This window comes from Propionivibrio sp. (genome assembly GCF_029255185.1).
In the GTDB taxonomy this organism is placed as follows: Bacteria; Pseudomonadota; Gammaproteobacteria; order Burkholderiales; family Rhodocyclaceae; genus Propionivibrio.
In genome coordinates, this window is the sequence record NZ_JAPUVO010000060.1 from 1 (window position 1) to 15,282 (window position 15,282).

At 57.9% G+C, this 15,282-nt stretch carries 13 protein-coding genes; 2 read left to right on the forward strand and 11 right to left on the reverse strand.

Going from position 1 to position 15,282, the window contains the following annotated elements; all coding sequences use genetic code 11:
- The 11 genes from Q1J43_RS02260 to gmk form a co-directional block, all read right to left on the reverse strand.
- Positions 1-2,787, reverse strand: a 2,787-nt coding sequence (locus Q1J43_RS02260; protein ID WP_301100699.1) for an Ig-like domain-containing protein, incomplete at its 3' end; no start/stop codon positions are given.
- A gap of 325 nt (positions 2,788-3,112) precedes the next feature.
- Positions 3,113-4,618 (reverse strand): glycerol kinase GlpK, encoded by a 1,506-nt coding sequence (gene glpK, locus Q1J43_RS02265; RefSeq protein ID WP_301100700.1) that lies wholly within the window; start codon positions 4,616-4,618, stop codon positions 3,113-3,115.
- Positions 4,619-4,683: 65 nt separating this feature from the next.
- Positions 4,684-5,055 (reverse strand): fumarate reductase subunit FrdD, encoded by a 372-nt coding sequence (gene frdD / locus Q1J43_RS02270; protein ID WP_301100701.1) that lies wholly within the window; start codon positions 5,053-5,055, stop codon positions 4,684-4,686.
- Positions 5,052-5,447, reverse strand: coding sequence for a fumarate reductase subunit C (locus tag Q1J43_RS02275; protein WP_301100702.1), 396 nt, complete (start codon positions 5,445-5,447; stop codon positions 5,052-5,054). The genes frdD and Q1J43_RS02275 overlap by 4 nt, the downstream gene beginning before the upstream one ends.
- Entirely contained in the window at positions 5,444-6,199 is a 756-nt protein-coding gene (locus Q1J43_RS02280) for a succinate dehydrogenase/fumarate reductase iron-sulfur subunit (RefSeq protein ID WP_301100703.1), read from the reverse strand. Before Q1J43_RS02280 ends, Q1J43_RS02275 begins: the two co-directional genes overlap by 4 nt.
- Positions 6,192-7,982 (reverse strand): fumarate reductase (quinol) flavoprotein subunit, encoded by a 1,791-nt coding sequence (gene frdA / locus Q1J43_RS02285; RefSeq protein ID WP_301100704.1) that lies wholly within the window; start codon positions 7,980-7,982, stop codon positions 6,192-6,194. Before frdA ends, Q1J43_RS02280 begins: the two co-directional genes overlap by 8 nt.
- 125 nt (positions 7,983-8,107) lie before the next feature.
- The gene (locus Q1J43_RS02290; RefSeq protein WP_301100706.1) at positions 8,108-8,905 is read right to left on the reverse strand and encodes a TatD family hydrolase; all 798 of its coding nucleotides are present in this window, start codon (positions 8,903-8,905) and stop codon (positions 8,108-8,110) included.
- A gap of 18 nt (positions 8,906-8,923) precedes the next feature.
- Positions 8,924-10,171 carry a D-amino acid dehydrogenase gene (locus Q1J43_RS02295; RefSeq protein ID WP_301100707.1) on the reverse strand — a complete coding sequence of 416 codons (1,248 nt, stop codon included), beginning with the start codon at positions 10,169-10,171 and terminating at the stop codon, positions 8,924-8,926.
- 3 nt (positions 10,172-10,174) lie between these two features.
- Positions 10,175-12,316: a bifunctional (p)ppGpp synthetase/guanosine-3',5'-bis(diphosphate) 3'-pyrophosphohydrolase gene (locus Q1J43_RS02300; protein WP_301100727.1), complete on the reverse strand. Its 2,142-nt coding sequence runs from the start codon at positions 12,314-12,316 to the stop codon at positions 10,175-10,177.
- Between the two features lie 88 nt (positions 12,317-12,404).
- Entirely contained in the window at positions 12,405-12,611 is a 207-nt protein-coding gene (rpoZ, locus tag Q1J43_RS02305; RefSeq protein WP_301100708.1) for a DNA-directed RNA polymerase subunit omega, read from the reverse strand.
- 17 nt (positions 12,612-12,628) lie between these two features.
- The gene (gene gmk / locus Q1J43_RS02310; protein WP_301100709.1) at positions 12,629-13,237 is read right to left on the reverse strand and encodes a guanylate kinase; all 609 of its coding nucleotides are present in this window, start codon (positions 13,235-13,237) and stop codon (positions 12,629-12,631) included.
- 147 nt (positions 13,238-13,384) lie between these two features.
- Between gmk and Q1J43_RS02315 the strand changes: the two genes are divergently transcribed.
- Positions 13,385-13,738, forward strand: coding sequence for a hypothetical protein (locus tag Q1J43_RS02315; protein ID WP_301100710.1), 354 nt, complete (start codon positions 13,385-13,387; stop codon positions 13,736-13,738).
- 84 nt (positions 13,739-13,822) lie between these two features.
- A complete protein-coding gene (locus Q1J43_RS02320; RefSeq protein ID WP_301100712.1) occupies positions 13,823-15,274 on the forward strand; it encodes a hypothetical protein in 1,452 nt (483 codons plus the stop codon).
- Positions 15,275-15,282: the final 8 nt, after the last annotated feature.

Below are 15,282 nucleotides of genomic sequence, written 5' to 3' on the forward strand. Positions count from 1 at the left end.
CTGGCTGACCGTATCGTTCACTTCCGGTGCGCTGACACTGGCGCTGACCAGGACATCGACCGGGACCTGCACCATGGCGTTGTTGATCGGGGCGGTGAGGCTCACTGTCGGCGGGGTATTGCTGTCGGTAATCGTGATGCTTCGGGCGGTGCTGGTGCCGACTGCGCCGCCGCTGTCGGTGGCTCGGGCGGTGAGGCTGTGAGTGCCGACTGAAGGAGTGGTCCAGGCATAGGTGTAGGGGCTGGTGGTAAGCGTTGCCAGGACTGTGCTGCCATCGAGGAAATCGACCTGGGTGATCGGAGTATTGGCTTCGACACCACTGGCGCTGGCGGTGAGCGTTACCGTGGCCGGTGCCAGGTATTTGGCATTATTGGCCGGGGTGCCCAGGATCACGGTCGGCGGGGTGTCGCTGGCGGTGATCGTCACCGTGTTGGCAGTGCTGGTGGTGACACCGCCGACGCTGTCGGTGGCTTTGGCGGTGATTGTGTAGGTGCCGGTCGGTGGACTCGCCCAGGCAATGCTGTAGGGGTTGGTGGTGTCGGTTCCGATCAGGGTGCCGTTGGCATAGAACTCGACTTGAGTGATCGGGGTGTTGACCTCAATCCCGTTGGCATTGGCCGAGACGGTGAGGCTCGCTGGGGTGAGGTATTTTGAATTGTTGGCTGGGGCAGTGAGGCTGACGGTGGGCGGGGTGTTGGTGTCGGTAATCGTAATGCTTCGGGCAAGGCTGGTGCCGACGGCGCCACCGCTGTCGGTGGCTCGGGCGGTAAGGCTATGGGTGCCAACCGGAGCATTGGCCCAGGCATAGGTGTAGGGGCTGGCCGTCAGTGTCGCCAGGACCGTGCTGCCGTCGAGGAACTCGACCTGGCTGATCGGGGTATTGGCTTCGACGCCACTGGCGCTGGCGGTGAGCGTTACCGTGGCCGGGGTCAGGTATTTGGCATTATTGGCCGGGGTGCCCAGGGTCACGGTCGGCGGCGTGTCGCTGGCGGTGATGGTTACCGTGTTGGCAATGCTTGTGGTGACACCGCCAGCGCTGTCGGTGGCTTTGGCGGTGATTGTGTAGGTGCCGGTCGGAGGGCTCGCCCAGGCGATGCTGTAGGAGCTGGTGGTGTCGGTTCCGATCAGGGTGCCGTTGGCGTAGAACTCGACTTGGGTGATCGGGGTGTTGACTTCGATGCCGTTGGCGTTGGCCGAGATGGTGAGGCTCACTGGGGTGAGGTATTTCGAGTTGTTGGCTGGGGCGGTGAGGCTCACTGTCGGTGGGGTGTTGCTGGCATTGATCGTGATGCTGTTGGCGGCACTGGTGCCGACGGCGCCGCCGCTGTCGGTGGCCCGGGCGGTGAGGCTGTGAGTGCCAACTGAAGGAGTGGTCCAGGCATAGGTGTAGGGGCTGGTGGTGAGCGTTGCCAGTACGGTGTTGCCATCGAGGAACTCGACCTGGCTGATCGGGGTATTGGCTTCAACGCCGCTGGCGCTGGCAGTGAGCGTTACCGTGGCCGGGGCCAGGTATTTAGCATTGTTGGCCGGGGTGCCCAGGGTCACGGTTGGCGGCGTGTCGCTGGCGGTGATCGTGACCGTGCTGGCAGTGCTAGTGGTGACACCGCCAGCGCTGTCAGTGGCTTTGGCGGTGATTGTGTAGGTGCCGGTCGGTGGATTCGCCCAGGCGATGCTGTAGGGGCTGGTGGTGTCGGTTCCGATCAGGGTGCCGTTGGCGTAGAACTCGACTTGGGTGATCGGGGTGTTGACTTCGACCCCGTTGGCGTTAGCCGAGACGGTGAGGCTCGCTGGGGTGAGGTATTTTGAGTTGTTTGCCGGGGCGGTGAGGGCTACTGTGGGCTGGGTGTTGGTGTCGGTAATCGTGATGCTTCGGGCAATGCTGATGCCGACTGCGCCGCCGCTGTCGGTGGCTCGGGCAGTGATGCTGTGGGTGCCGACTGTGGCAGTCGTCCAGGCATAGGTATAGGGGCTGGTCGTTAGTGTCGCCAGGACCGTGCTGCCATCGAGAAACTCGACCTGGCTGATCGGGGTATTGGCTTCGACGCCGCTGGCGCTGGCGGTGAGCGTTACCGTGGCCGGGGCCAGGTATTTAGCATTGTTGGCCGGGGTGCTCAGAGTCACGGTCGGCGGGGTGTCGCTGGCGGTGATCGTCACCGTGTTGGCAGCGCTGGTGGTGACACCGCCGGCGCTGTCGGTAGCCTTGGCGGTGATTGTGTAGGTGCCGGTCGGTGGACTCGCCCAACTGATGCTGTAGGGGCTGGTGGTGTCGGTTCCGATCAGGGCACCGTTGGCGTAGAACTCGACTTGGGTGATCGGGGTGTTGACTTCGATGCCGTTGGCGTTGGCGGAGACAGTGAGGCTGGCTGGGATGAGGTATTTGGAGTTGTTGGCGGGGGTGGTGAGGGCCACTGTGGGTGGGGTGTTGTCGGCGTTGACCGTGATGCTGCGCGGGGCGCTGGTCGCCTCATTGCCCTTGCTGTCGGTGGTGATTGCCGTGAGTACGTAGCTGCCAGCCGGCGCGTTGGCCCAGGCGACGCTGTAGGGCGGCCGGGTATCGGTGCCGATGAGCAGTTCGTTGGCGTAGAAGGCCACCTGGGTGATCGTGGTGCCGGCCTCGACGGTAGCGCTGGCGTTGACATTGACGGTGGCCGGGGCCAGGTATTTGGCGGTGTTGGCCGGGGCGCTCAGGCTGATCGTCGGGGCGGCGACGGCGAGCAGGCTGGTGAGGCTGAGCAGGAGGCCGGCGAAGAGGGGGGTGGCGAATTTATGCAGTGCTGTGCCGTTCATTGTCTCGGCCCTCATTGAACCGACATCACGTTCGACAGATCGGCACGCACGCGAAGAATTGTTGCCATCCAGGTGCCTAGGTTCATCTTTGCCTCTCTGCGGGGTGAATTGCTTGGCATGGGTTCTTGCCAAGCTTCTACGGTGGATGAAACCTCAACCCGATACAACTCTTCTATTGCTCCAAGGGTTGATTCTTGATTCCAAGATCGGTGATCTTATCTGTCCTTTTTGGGTAAGGCAAGATGATGAACTGACGGCTGATGTTTTACATGATTGAGTTAATTTACTCAAAACAATAAACGTTATTTTTCAAAGCTCAAGCGCCTTAACTCTCAGGCTCGTCCCAGGCACGCGAACGCTCGACGGCCCGCTTCCAGCCCTGGTATTTTTTCTCGCGCAGCTCGGCACCCATTGTCGGCCTGAAGGTTCTATCAACAGCGTACATTCGGGTAATTTCTGTCCTGTCCTTCCAGAATCCAACTGCCAGTCCGGCGAGAAAAGCAGCGCCCATGGCCGTTGTTTCGGTCAGTAGTGGGCGCTCAACCGGAACCCCCAGAATGTCGGACTGAAACTGCATGAGGAAGTTATTGGCAACCGCTCCGCCATCGACTTTGAGCGCCTTGAGCTTGATTCCGGAGTCATCCTCCATGGCCTGTAGAACGTCGCGCGTCTGGAAGGCGATCGATTCGAGGGTGGCACGTACAATGTGATTGCGGTTGGCGCCACGTGTCAGACCGACCATGACGCCGCGGGCGTACATATCCCAGTAGGGCGCTCCCAGGCCAACAAAGGCAGGCACCAGATAAACACCATTGCTATCGGGCACGGCCAGCGCCAGCGCCTCGGACTGTGCTGCCTCGTCGATCAGCTTTAGTTCATCACGCAGCCACTGCACCGCAGCACCGGCAACGAAGATACTGCCTTCGAGGGCGTACTCGACTTTGTCGTCGATGCCCCAGGCGATGGTTGTCAATAGGCCATGACGTGAAGGCACACGCGTCTTACCCGTATTCATCAACATGAAACAGCCCGTACCGTAGGTGTTTTTCGCCATACCGTCGCTAAAACAGGCCTGCCCAAAAAGAGCCGCCTGTTGGTCGCCGGCATCGCCCGAAATCGCAATTGCAGCGCCGCCGAAGATCTGCGCATCGGTATGCCCGTAAACACAGGACGAGGGTTTCACTTCCGGCAGCATGCAGACCGGGATATCCAGTTCAGTGAGAATCCTTTGATCCCAGCTCAGATCACGGATGTTGAACAGCATGGTGCGCGAGGCATTGGAGTAGTCGGTGACGTGCACCCTGCCGCGCGTGAGCTTCCAGATCAGCCAGGTATCGACAGTACCGAACAGCAGTTCTCCGTTTTTGGCGCGCACCCGCGCGCCGTCGACGTTGTCGAGAATCCATTTGACCTTGGTCGCCGAGAAATAGGCATCGACGACGAGTCCGGTCGCTTCGCGGATGTACGCTTCGAGGCCCCTGGCCTTGAGATCATCACAGGTACTTGCCGTACGCCGGCATTGCCAGACGATCGCGTTGTGGATCGGCTGGCCGCTGGCCTTTTCCCAGACAATGGTCGTTTCGCGCTGATTGGTGATGCCGATTGCCGCCAGCTCATCAGGAGCTATGCCTTTCTTTTCGAGAACCTCGCGCGCAACACCACTTTGCGTCTCCCAGATTTCCATCGGGTCGTGTTCAACCCAGCCGGCTTTTGGATAGATTTGCGCGAGTTCCTGCTGGACGGCGCCAACGCACTTTCCGGCCTGATCAAACAGAATCGCGCGCGAACTCGTCGTTCCCTGATCCAGCGCCAGAACATACTTCTTGGTCATGACTGTTTTCTCCACGGTTGCTCATCGTGCAGTAAACAAGTGTGCCAGCCATTTTTGCCAGGCTGCTAGAAACCCAGAACGAGCAGAACGTAGGCGGCAATCACCGTGCTGGCAAAGGCTGAGCCGTAACAGATCAACTTGGCCCCCAGCCCGGCATGAATACCAATCTCGTGCAGTGAATGGAAAATACGGTGCGCGGCAAACCACAGGAAGAGGGCGATGACCGCAAAGATAAAACTCTTGCCGATGAAATTCTGGGCAAAAGCTTGCATCTTCGGATAACTCATCGCTCCTTTCGGCAACAGCAGCCCGAGCGGAACGGCAATGCCGGTAATGAATACCAGTACCGGGCCAAACAGCGCCGACAGCATGCCACCGGCACCAAACAGACCCCAGAAAATGGGCGCATTGGAACGTTTCAGTCCTGCCTTCATCATACAATCCTCCACACCAGGGCGAGCATGACCAGGCTCACCACAACGGCTGCCAGCAGACCACCACCGGTTATCACACCGGGACCGACCGTCTTTCCACCAATGATGATCGGCGGCAAGGTGATAGGCATGATCACGAACCAGGTGTAGGTGTGATAGGCAATAACCGCTAGAAATACGACGTGAAAGGCCACTGACACTGGGCTTCTCAGTGCGTCAAGCCAGCCATTCCAGGCCGCTTCGCCCTGACCCAAGCGAACCAGGCCAACGAGCAGGACAAAGGCATAGGCGGCGACGAACAGGGCGGTGCACTCGTGAATCATGTATTCGACGTAGAAGGGGTTTTTCCTCCACCAACCGTCCATCGAACGGACATAGGGACGACGCTTACTCACTTGGAACCCCCTTTCGGCGACAGGAAGCGTAGGAAGTAGTCCTTCGCTGCGTTGGTTTTGTTGATGTTGACGGCGTTGGCCGGATCAACGTGTTTTGGACAGACTTCCGAGCAATAACCAACTGCGCTACAGTTGAAAACGCCTTCTTCGGAGGCGACCAGTTCCATCCGCTGTGCTGCGGCGCCATCCCGCGAATCCATGTTGTAGCGATGCAGCAGGGCAATTGCGGCAGGGCCGATGAAGTCCGGATTGAGGCCAAACTGGGGGCAGGCGGCGTAGCACAGGGTGCAGTTGATACAGGACGTAAATTGGATATACCTGTTGAACTCCTCGGGAGTTTGCAGATACTCGCCCTGCTCCAGGGTACGTGGCTCCTTCGCGATGATATAGGGCTGGATGCTCTCAAGCTTCTCGATGAAGCCGCTCAAATCGACAACCAGATCCTTTTCGATCGGGAAGTTCGCCATCGCTTCAATACGAATCCGGCTTGGATAATAATCGCGCAGGAAAGTCTCGCAGGAGAGCTTGGGGATGCCGTTGATCATCATGCCGCAACTGCCGCAGATGGCCATCCGGCACGACCAGCGGAAAGTCAGCGAACCGTCGAAGTTATCCTTGATGTACTGCGCCCCTTGCAGCACCGACATGTCGTCAGAAAAGGGGACTTTGTATACCTCGAGATGCGGCTCGTCGTCGCTCTCGGGGTTATAGCGCAGAACCTCGATTTCAATGATTTTATGGTTTTCAGACATTGGATTCTTTCCTTTCCTGGTCTGCTTTTTCGCCCGCAGCGCCATAGGCGCGCGCCGCCGGTTGAGACTTGGTGATCTTCACATCGCCCAGGACGATGCGCGGTGCACCGCCAGCAACGTAGTACGCCTCCGAGTGTTTCAGGAAAGCCACGTCGTCGCGCAGCTCGTAACCATCCAGACGCTGGTGGGCTCCTCGTGATTCCTTGCGGTTGATCGCCGAATGCGCCATCGATTGCGCCACGTCGAGTTGATAGTCAAGCTCAATGGCTGTCAACCAGTCAGTATTCCAAACGCTGGACTTGTCGTCGATGCTGATGTTCTTAAAGCGCTCACGCAGTTCGGCGAGTTTGTCGCAGGTGGCCTGCATCGTATCCTGCATCCGGTAAATACCGCAGCCATCTTCCATAGTCTGCGCCATTTCCTTGCGGATACCGGCGATTCTCTCGGTTCCTCCGGTCCTGGTCTTCAGCGCCATGACGCGCTGCTCGATCGCCTGTGCCTGTTTGAGCAGGCTGGCCGAATTGCCGGGAGCGGCAGATCGCGCATTTTTTGCCGCTGCAACACCCGCAACCTTGCCAAAAACGAGCAGTTCGGTCAGCGAGTTTGAACCTAAACGATTGGCGCCGTGAATACCCACGCTTGAACATTCGCCAATGGCATAAAGGCCGGGCAGTGATGCAGCGCAGTTGCCGTCGACCTTGATACCACCCATGGTGTAATGCACCCCGGGGCGAACCGGGATCGGGTCTTTGGCCGGATCAAGGCCCATGAAGGTTTCGGCCATTTCGTAAATCAGTGGCAGACGCTCGCGCAAGTGCGCTTCGCCCAGATGGCGCAGGTCGAGATGGACCACCGAGCCAAGCGTTGGATGCTCGATGGTGCGCCCCTTCTGCTGCTCAAAAAAGAAAGCCTGGCTCAGACGGTCGCGCGGGCCAAGCTCCATGTATTTATTTTTCGGCTTGTCCGGCAAAGGGCCGAGGCCGTAGTCCTGGAGGTAGCGATAGCCATCCTTGTTGACCAGGAATCCCCCTTCGCCACGGCAAGCCTCGGTAAACAGCAGCCCGGTAACCGGCATGCAGGTTGGGTGGTACTGAACGAATTCCATGTCGCGCAAAGCCACCCCATGACGGTAGGCCAGGGCCATGCCGTCGCCGGTGACGATGCCACCGAGCGTGCTCTCGCGGAAGACGCGACCGGCACCACCGGTAGCGATGATCACCGACGCGGCTTCGATCATCGAGAATTCGCCAGTACCCATTTCGATGACCACGACGCCCTGGCAGCGGCCATCTTCTTCCAGCAGGTCGACGCAGAAATGTTCGTCAAAACGTTTGATCGAGGGATACTTGATCGAGGTCTGGAACAGGGTATGCAGGATATGAAAACCTGACTTGTCCGCAGCAAACCAGGTGCGTTCGATCTTCATTCCACCGAAAGCGCGCACATTGACGTGGCCATCTTCGGTGCGGCTCCACGGGCAGCCCCAGTGTTCAAGCTGGGTCAGCTCAACCGGCGCCTGCTCGACAAAATACTCGACGACATCCTGCTCGCATAGCCAGTCGCCGCCGCCCACCGTATCGTGAAAGTGATAGTCAAAGCTGTCGCTTGGTTTCTTGACGCCAGCAGCGCCGCCCTCCGCAGCCACCGTGTGACTGCGCATCGGATAAACCTTGGAAACCAGTGCGATCTTTAACGCCGGATCAGACTCTGCAACGGCGATCGCCGCGCGCAAACCGGCTCCCCCACCGCCAACGATAACTACATCAGCCTTGAAAATTTCCACGCTCAATCCTCTCTCGCTAAAGACGGGTAATGCTCAACTGCTCGGGCAGTATGGCGTTTTTTCCATGGGCCGACAACTTTTGACACGTCCTGCTGTCGCGAAGAACGCACGTCCCCGAGCGTACATCAAATGATCAAGCGCAAAGGCAGTAGCGAAAGCACGTTGGCCGACGTGGCGTCCTGTACCTGGCTCATTGACATTCCTCTTAACTCCGCTAGAGTTTGAGCAATACGGCATAACTCCAACGGCGTATTGCGCCCACCGGCAAGCCAGAACGGCGGCATATCCGGTGCGTCAGTTTCCAGGACAATTGCATCGATCGGCAAGGTGCTGGCGAGCCGCTGGATACGGGTAGACCCAGGGTAAGTCATGGCGCCGCCAAAACCCAGTTTGATACCGAGCCGAATAAATTCTTCTGCCTGCTGACGACTGCCGTTGAACGCATGCGCGATGCCGCCTCTGATACCAACACGACGCAGGCATTTCAACACCTGATCAATCGAACGCCGCACATGCAGCAGTACAGGCAAAGCGAAATCCCGGGCAATTTTCAGTTGTTCGACAAAAAAATGCTCCTGGCGAGCTGCATCAAAACCCGGCACGTAGAAATCAAGGCCGATCTCACCGACAGCGACTGGCGGCGAGACGTCGTCCGACTCGCCGTCCAACTCGCTTTTCAGCCAGTCCCGCAGGGTGACAAGGTCGGCTTCGCAGGCCCGATCGAGGTAGAGGGGATGCATGCCATAAGCCGGGAAACAGCCCGGGTAACGCTGACAGCAAGCGCGCACGGCAGAAAAATTATTTTGTGCAACCGCCGGGACGAGCATTGCCGACACTCCGGCAGCGCGCGACGCGAGAACGATCGTCTCGCGGTCTACGTCGAACTCGTGAGCATCAAGATGGCAGTGGGTGTCGATCAGCATGCGCGGGGGGCACCAAGTCTAGCTACTGCGTAAACTGATTTCCGGCTGCCGGCCACTGATGATATCTGCCAGCGCCGTAGCGGAACCGCAAGCCATAGTCCAGCCAAGTGTTCCATGGCCAGTGTTGAGATAAAGATTAGGAAACACCGAGCGGCCGATAAACGGCACGTTTGATGGCGTCGATGGGCGCAGCCCGCACCAGAATTCAGGCTCGCCAGCCGGACGAAGCTCCGGGAAGAGCTGGTTCGTTCGCTGCATCAAGGCCTGGCAGCGCACACTATTGAGTTCAGTGTTATAGCCGTTGAATTCGGCCGTACCGGCAACGCGCAGACGCTGGCCAAGGCGTGAGAAGACCAGCTTATGACCATCGTCAGTCATCGCCACGCTGGGCGCGATGCTTGATTCGGCGAGCGTAATCGTCGCCGAGTAACCCTTGGCCGGATAAACCGGCAGGCGTATCCCCAGCGGCCGCAAAAGGAGCGGGGTGTAGCTGCCAAGTGCGATGACATACGCATCGGCCGTAAGCAACTCACGGCCAGACGGCGTATTAAGCACGGCCCCGCCAATGCGGCCGCCAGACACGGACAAAGCCTCAACTGTGGTGCCATAACGGAAGTTGACGCCACGCGCAGCGCACAGCACGGCAAGATTCCTGGTGAAGCACTGCGCATCTCCTGATTCATCGGCCGCCGTATAGTCGCCACCGACCAGCAACGGTCGCGCAGCCGTCAGCGCCGGCTCAATCGCCACGCATTCATCGACATCAATGGTGCGCCGGTCACAACCAAATTCGCGCATTACTTTAGCCGCTTCAACGGCCGCCGCAAATTCCTTCTGGTCAGTGTAAACATGCAGAATGCCGCGTTCGAGATGGTCATACTCAATCGCTGTTTCGGCGCGCAAAGCCTTTAACTGGCTGCGGCTATAGAGGGCCAGGGCGACGATGTCGCGCATATTGGCACGGGTTCGTCCCGGCGTGCATTCGCGCAAAAAACGCAAGCTCCAGTCGAAAAGCGCCAGATCCCAGCACAGACGAAAGAGCAGCGGCGCATCCTCGCGCCCCATCATGGCCAGGGCACGCCATGGGGCGTGCGGATTGGACCAGGGCTCGGCATGCGAAACGGAAATCTGGCCGCCATTGGCGAAACTGGTTTCCAGTCCGGCGGCCTGCTGGCGATCAACGACGGTTACTTCATGGCCGGCCTTGGCCAGATACCAGGCACTGCTAACGCCAATGACACCGGCGCCAAAAATCAAGACGTTCAAAAACTACTCCTGCTCACGAACAATACGTACAACGTCGGAAATACGGCGAAGATCACGCATCAACAAGGCCAGTTGCGGACGGCCGGTAATCTGGATAAGAAAGTGCAACTCCGTGTAAAGTCCCGGGTTTGTCTCGTCCATGCTCACATGCTCGATATTGACGCCCGCCTGCGATATTCCTGTGGCGACACGCCCGAGCACGCCACGAGCATTTTTGGCGGTGACCCGGATGCGCACATCAAATGATTGACCGGGATCGGGTGCCCACTCAACGTGAATCCAGTTCTGTGGCTCGCTACCACGCGATTTTCTGGCCACCTGACAGGCATGGGTGTGAATGCGCAAACCCTGCCCCTTGCGCAGCAATCCGATAATCGGGTCTCCGGGAATCGGCTGACAACAGGAGGCCAACTGAATGGCCATTCCCTCGCTACCACGGATGACCAGCGGCTTCGAGACGCTGGGGTCGGTCTGAGGCACCTCGTCGTTCGCCGCCAAACGATGGGCAAGAACTCCGGCCAGACTACGGCCAAGGCCAATGTCGGAGAATAATTCCCGTCTCGATTTTTTCCCCGAATCACGAATCACACGATCCCAGACGGCCACCGGAATCGCCGATGGAACCACGCCGAGCGCCTGCAACTCCTGATTCAACATGCTCTCGCCAAGCATGCTTGATCCGTCCTGCTGGATGGCCTTCAGAAACTGGCGAATCTTGGTGCGCGCCCGCCCGGTCTTGACATAGGTCAACCAGGCCGGATTCGGGCTGGCATGGGGCGCCGTAATGATATCGACCTGATTGCCATTGGCCAGTTCGGCAGACAGCGGAATCAGTTCATGATCAATACGAGCGGCAACGCAGCGGTGACCAATATCGGTATGCACGGCGTAAGCAAAATCGATCACTGTCGCACCGCGCGGCAATGCCAGAATCTTTCCCTTGGGCGTAAAAACGTAGACTTCATCCGGGAAGAGATCAACCTTGACGTGCTCAAGAAATTCGGAAGAATCGCCAACTGAACTTTGCAGCTCAAGCAGGGATTGCAGCCATTTGTGCATCTTGACCTGCAGGTTGGCGCCGGACTCTTCGCTATCCTTGTACAGCCAGTGTGAAGCGATTCCCTCCTCGGCTAGATGGTGCATGCTCTGGGTGCGTATCTGAATCTCGATTGGGGTGCCGTAGGGGCCGATCAGAGTGGTGTGCAAGGATTGGTAACCGTTCCCTTTGGGGATGGCAATATAATCCTTGAATTTTCCCGGCACTGGTTTATAACGGGCATGCAACGCGCCGAGGGCCAGATAGCAGTTGGGGACATCCCGAACAATGATGCGAAAGCCGTAGATGTCGAGCACCTGCGAGAAGCTAAGGTGTTTCTCGACCATTTTGCGATAAATCGAATACAGGCTTTTTTCACGGCCAAACACCCCGGCGTCGATATGCGACTCATACAGCTTGCCGCGGATACCATCCAGAATCTTCGACAATAGTTCACGACGGTTGCCACGCACCGCTCTGATCGCGCGCGTCAGCACGCGAAAACGTATCGGATGGATGTGCTGGAAAGAAAGATCCTGCAGTTGCCGCGAAATGTTGTTCAGCCCGAGCCGGGTAGCGATTGGTACGTAAATTTCCAGCGTTTCTCCGGCGACGCGCCGGCGTTTTTCATGACGCACATGCGCCATCGTCTGCAGGTTGTGCAAACGGTCGGCAAGTTTGATCAGCACAATGCGCAGATCGCGCGCCATGGCCATCAGCATTTTGCGGAAATTCTCCGCCTGCGCATCCTGATAGGACTGAAACTCTATCTTCTCAAGCTTGGAAAGCCCGTCTACCAGCTCAGCGACTTGTTTGCCGAAACGCGCAGTGATTTCAGCTTTGGATACTACCGTATCCTCCATGACGTCATGGAGCAGGGCGGCAATGATGGCCTGCGCGTCCATGCGCCACTCAGCCAGCGCGCCCGCCACCGCGAGTGGATGGGTGATGTAAGGCTCGCCCGAGAGGCGCGTCTGCCCCTGGTGCGCTTCCTCGCTGAAACGATACGCCTCAATGACGAGGGCTATTTCTTCCGGGCCAAGGTAGCTAAGGGTGTCGACAAAGACCCGATACGCCGGATCCTCATTCTGGTAAACCGCCTTATCCAGCCGCTGCCCAGAAGCGGCGCCACTGACAAGGTTGGAGGCAGTGGCGTCTGAATTCACAATTTAGCACCACGCAGCCTGCCAGAGTCGGTCAGGCGTGACCGCGATTGAGGACTTCTAGCCCGTACATGCCCTGCGCCAGTTCACGCAGAGCAATGACGGTCGGTTTGTCACGGTCGGCACCAACCATGGGAGTTGCACCGGACGTGATCTGGCGCGCGCGGTACGTTGCCGCCAGGGTCATCTGGAAACGGTTGGGGATGAAGTGCATGCAGTCGTCTACGGTTACTCGTGCCATGGTTCTCGTCCTAAAAATCAAAGTAGTGTCGCGAACAACGCGAAGTGTCGCTGGCGCTGGGTTTTGTATTGAAGTCGCGAAGCGCTGATCACTGACTGAAGATCGCCAAGCGCCTGCCGCAAATCGTCGTTGATAATAGCATAATCGAATTCATCCACATGCCGCATCTCGTCTCGTGCTGCGGCAATTCGCCGGGCGATGGTCTCGGCCGAATCGGTACCCCGGCCCGACAGCCTTTCTTTGAGCGCGTCCAGAGATGGGGGAAGGATGAACACGCCAAGCGCTTCGGGGAAGGCGTTACGCACCTGCCGCGCGCCCTGCCAGTCAATTTCCAGCAGCACATCACGCCCGGCTGTCAGCTCCGCCTCGATCCAGCGTTTCGAGCTTCCATAGTAGTTGCCATGCACCTCGGCCCACTCGATAAACTCACCCTGACCGACCCTGTCGAAAAAATTCTGCACATCGACAAAATGGTATTCACGGCCTTCCTTTTCGCCCGCTCGCGGCGCACGGGTGGTATGCGAAACGGATACCCGAATTCCGGGATCGTTCTCGCAGAGCAGGCGAACCAGCGTTGTTTTCCCCGCTCCTGAAGGAGCTGCCACAATGTAGAGATGACCGATCATGAGTGTTGGCCTGCAAAATTCCGGTGGCAATCAACAGCCCGAGTTGTACCAATTGTACCTGCGAAAGCGTCCAAACTACTCTTCTGGACTACACTGGGCAGAAGGGCGAAAATTGGCCCTTCGTTGAGGCTAGGTCAGGAAAGGTTTATGTCAATAAAAATGCTACCGTCGGCCGGGTTAGTCCTGATCGTAAGCTTGGGCGCCACAGGCGCGATTTCGGCGCCGGTAAAAATCGTCGGCTTCGACGATATGTCCTGCCGCGCCTGGGTTAAATCAAAAGACGATGCTGAGCAGAGAAAAGCCTACCTGGCCTGGATACGCGGCGTGCTGACCGGCCATAACTATGCCAACCCGAGCCAAGCGGTGTCATCCGTATCGAGCGGGACTGTGGAAAATTTCGTCGACCGCTATTGCGTCGAGAAGCCCCTCGGCGAATTTTCCGATGCCGCCCTGCGCATGAGCGACAAGTTTTCCGGGCGCAATGATCCGATCACCAAGTAGCAGCCAGCATTATTCGGCAACAATTACGTCGGTGATATCATCGATCCCGCTTTTTTCTTTATCGCTTCTTTGAGGAAATCGATCATGAATATCAGGGGACTAAGCGCTCTTCTGCTGCTGGTATCCGTTCTGGCAGGCTGTGCCGGCAACCCGATGCGTCAGTACGATGGCGAACTGAAGGAAACGGTTGCTCTGGTCAAGAACGGCTCGGTCAAGCTGGCGATTGAACAACTTGAAAAAAACAATACGCCGGGCGTCATTTCCCAGGACAAAGACATTCTTTATCATCTTGAAAAAGGCGAATTGCTGACCCTGGACAGTAATTATCCGGCAGGTCGGGATTCCTGGCTGAAAGCCGACGAATTTGTCCGCGAGTGGGAAGACAGCGCCAAAACCAATGCGGCCAAACTGCTGGGTGACGTTGGCAGCTACCTGGTTAATGACAAGACCCGGCGTTACGAGGGTCAGGATTACGAAAAGGTGATGCTGTCCACCAATCTGACCTTGAGTCACATCATGCAGGGCAACTACGATCTGGCCCGCATCGAGATGAAAAAAACCTACGAGCGAGAAAAGTTGATCGAGAGTTTCCGCGAGAAGGAATACGACAAGTTGCAGGAAGAAGCCAAAACGCAAAACGTCACGGCTGATGTCAAGCAGATGAAGGACTATCCGATGGCTGAACTGGATACGCCTGAGGTCAACAGTCTCAAGAATGGTTTCCAGAACGCTTTTTCGCATTATCTGGCCGGTTACTTTTTTGAAGTGACTGGCGAACCCTCATTGGCTGAACCGGGGTATCGCAATGCCCTTAAGCTGGCGCCGAACTCCCGTATTGTGCAGACCGGACTGAAAGACGTCGGTCGTCGCCGTCCAGGCCCGAAAGAATCGGACGTGCTGTTTGTCATTGAATCAGGATTTGCTCCGTCCTGGAAGTCGCTGAGCATTCCGCTCCCCGTTCCACGAAAAAACGGGCTCATGATCACCCCACTTTCCTTCCCCCTGATCAAATCGGAGAACAAAGGCTTCGTTCCTTCTACCGTTTCGGTTGCCGGGAAGCAGCTTCCGGTTGAAACGCTGACTAATATCGACGCCATGGCCCGGCGACAGCTCAAGGATCAGATGCCAGGGATTTTGCTGCGCACTATCATCCGCGCCGTCGTAAAATCGGTGGCCCAGGATCAGGCCTACAAAGGCGGGATAGTTCTAGGCGTAGCCGCCAACGTCGCCACCGTGGTTACCGAACAGGCGGACGAGCGTAGCTGGCGGACTTTGCCCGAGCGCATTTCCGTGGCGCGCGCCACCCTGGCGCAAGGCCCCCAGATGATCGAATTCCAGACAGGCGCCGGAAGCTACAAAAAAGAGGTGACTATCGGCAACCGCTTCGCGATCATCCCGATCCGTATCACCGGTGGAGCGGTTTATGTCGGCCAGCCCAATACGCTGGGAAGCTTGCCTGAAGTGGTGGCCGCCCCCGAGCCAAAGAAGGCGGTAACCAAGAAAACGGTGAAAAAACCGGCAGCAAAAGCAGAATAAGTCAGTGC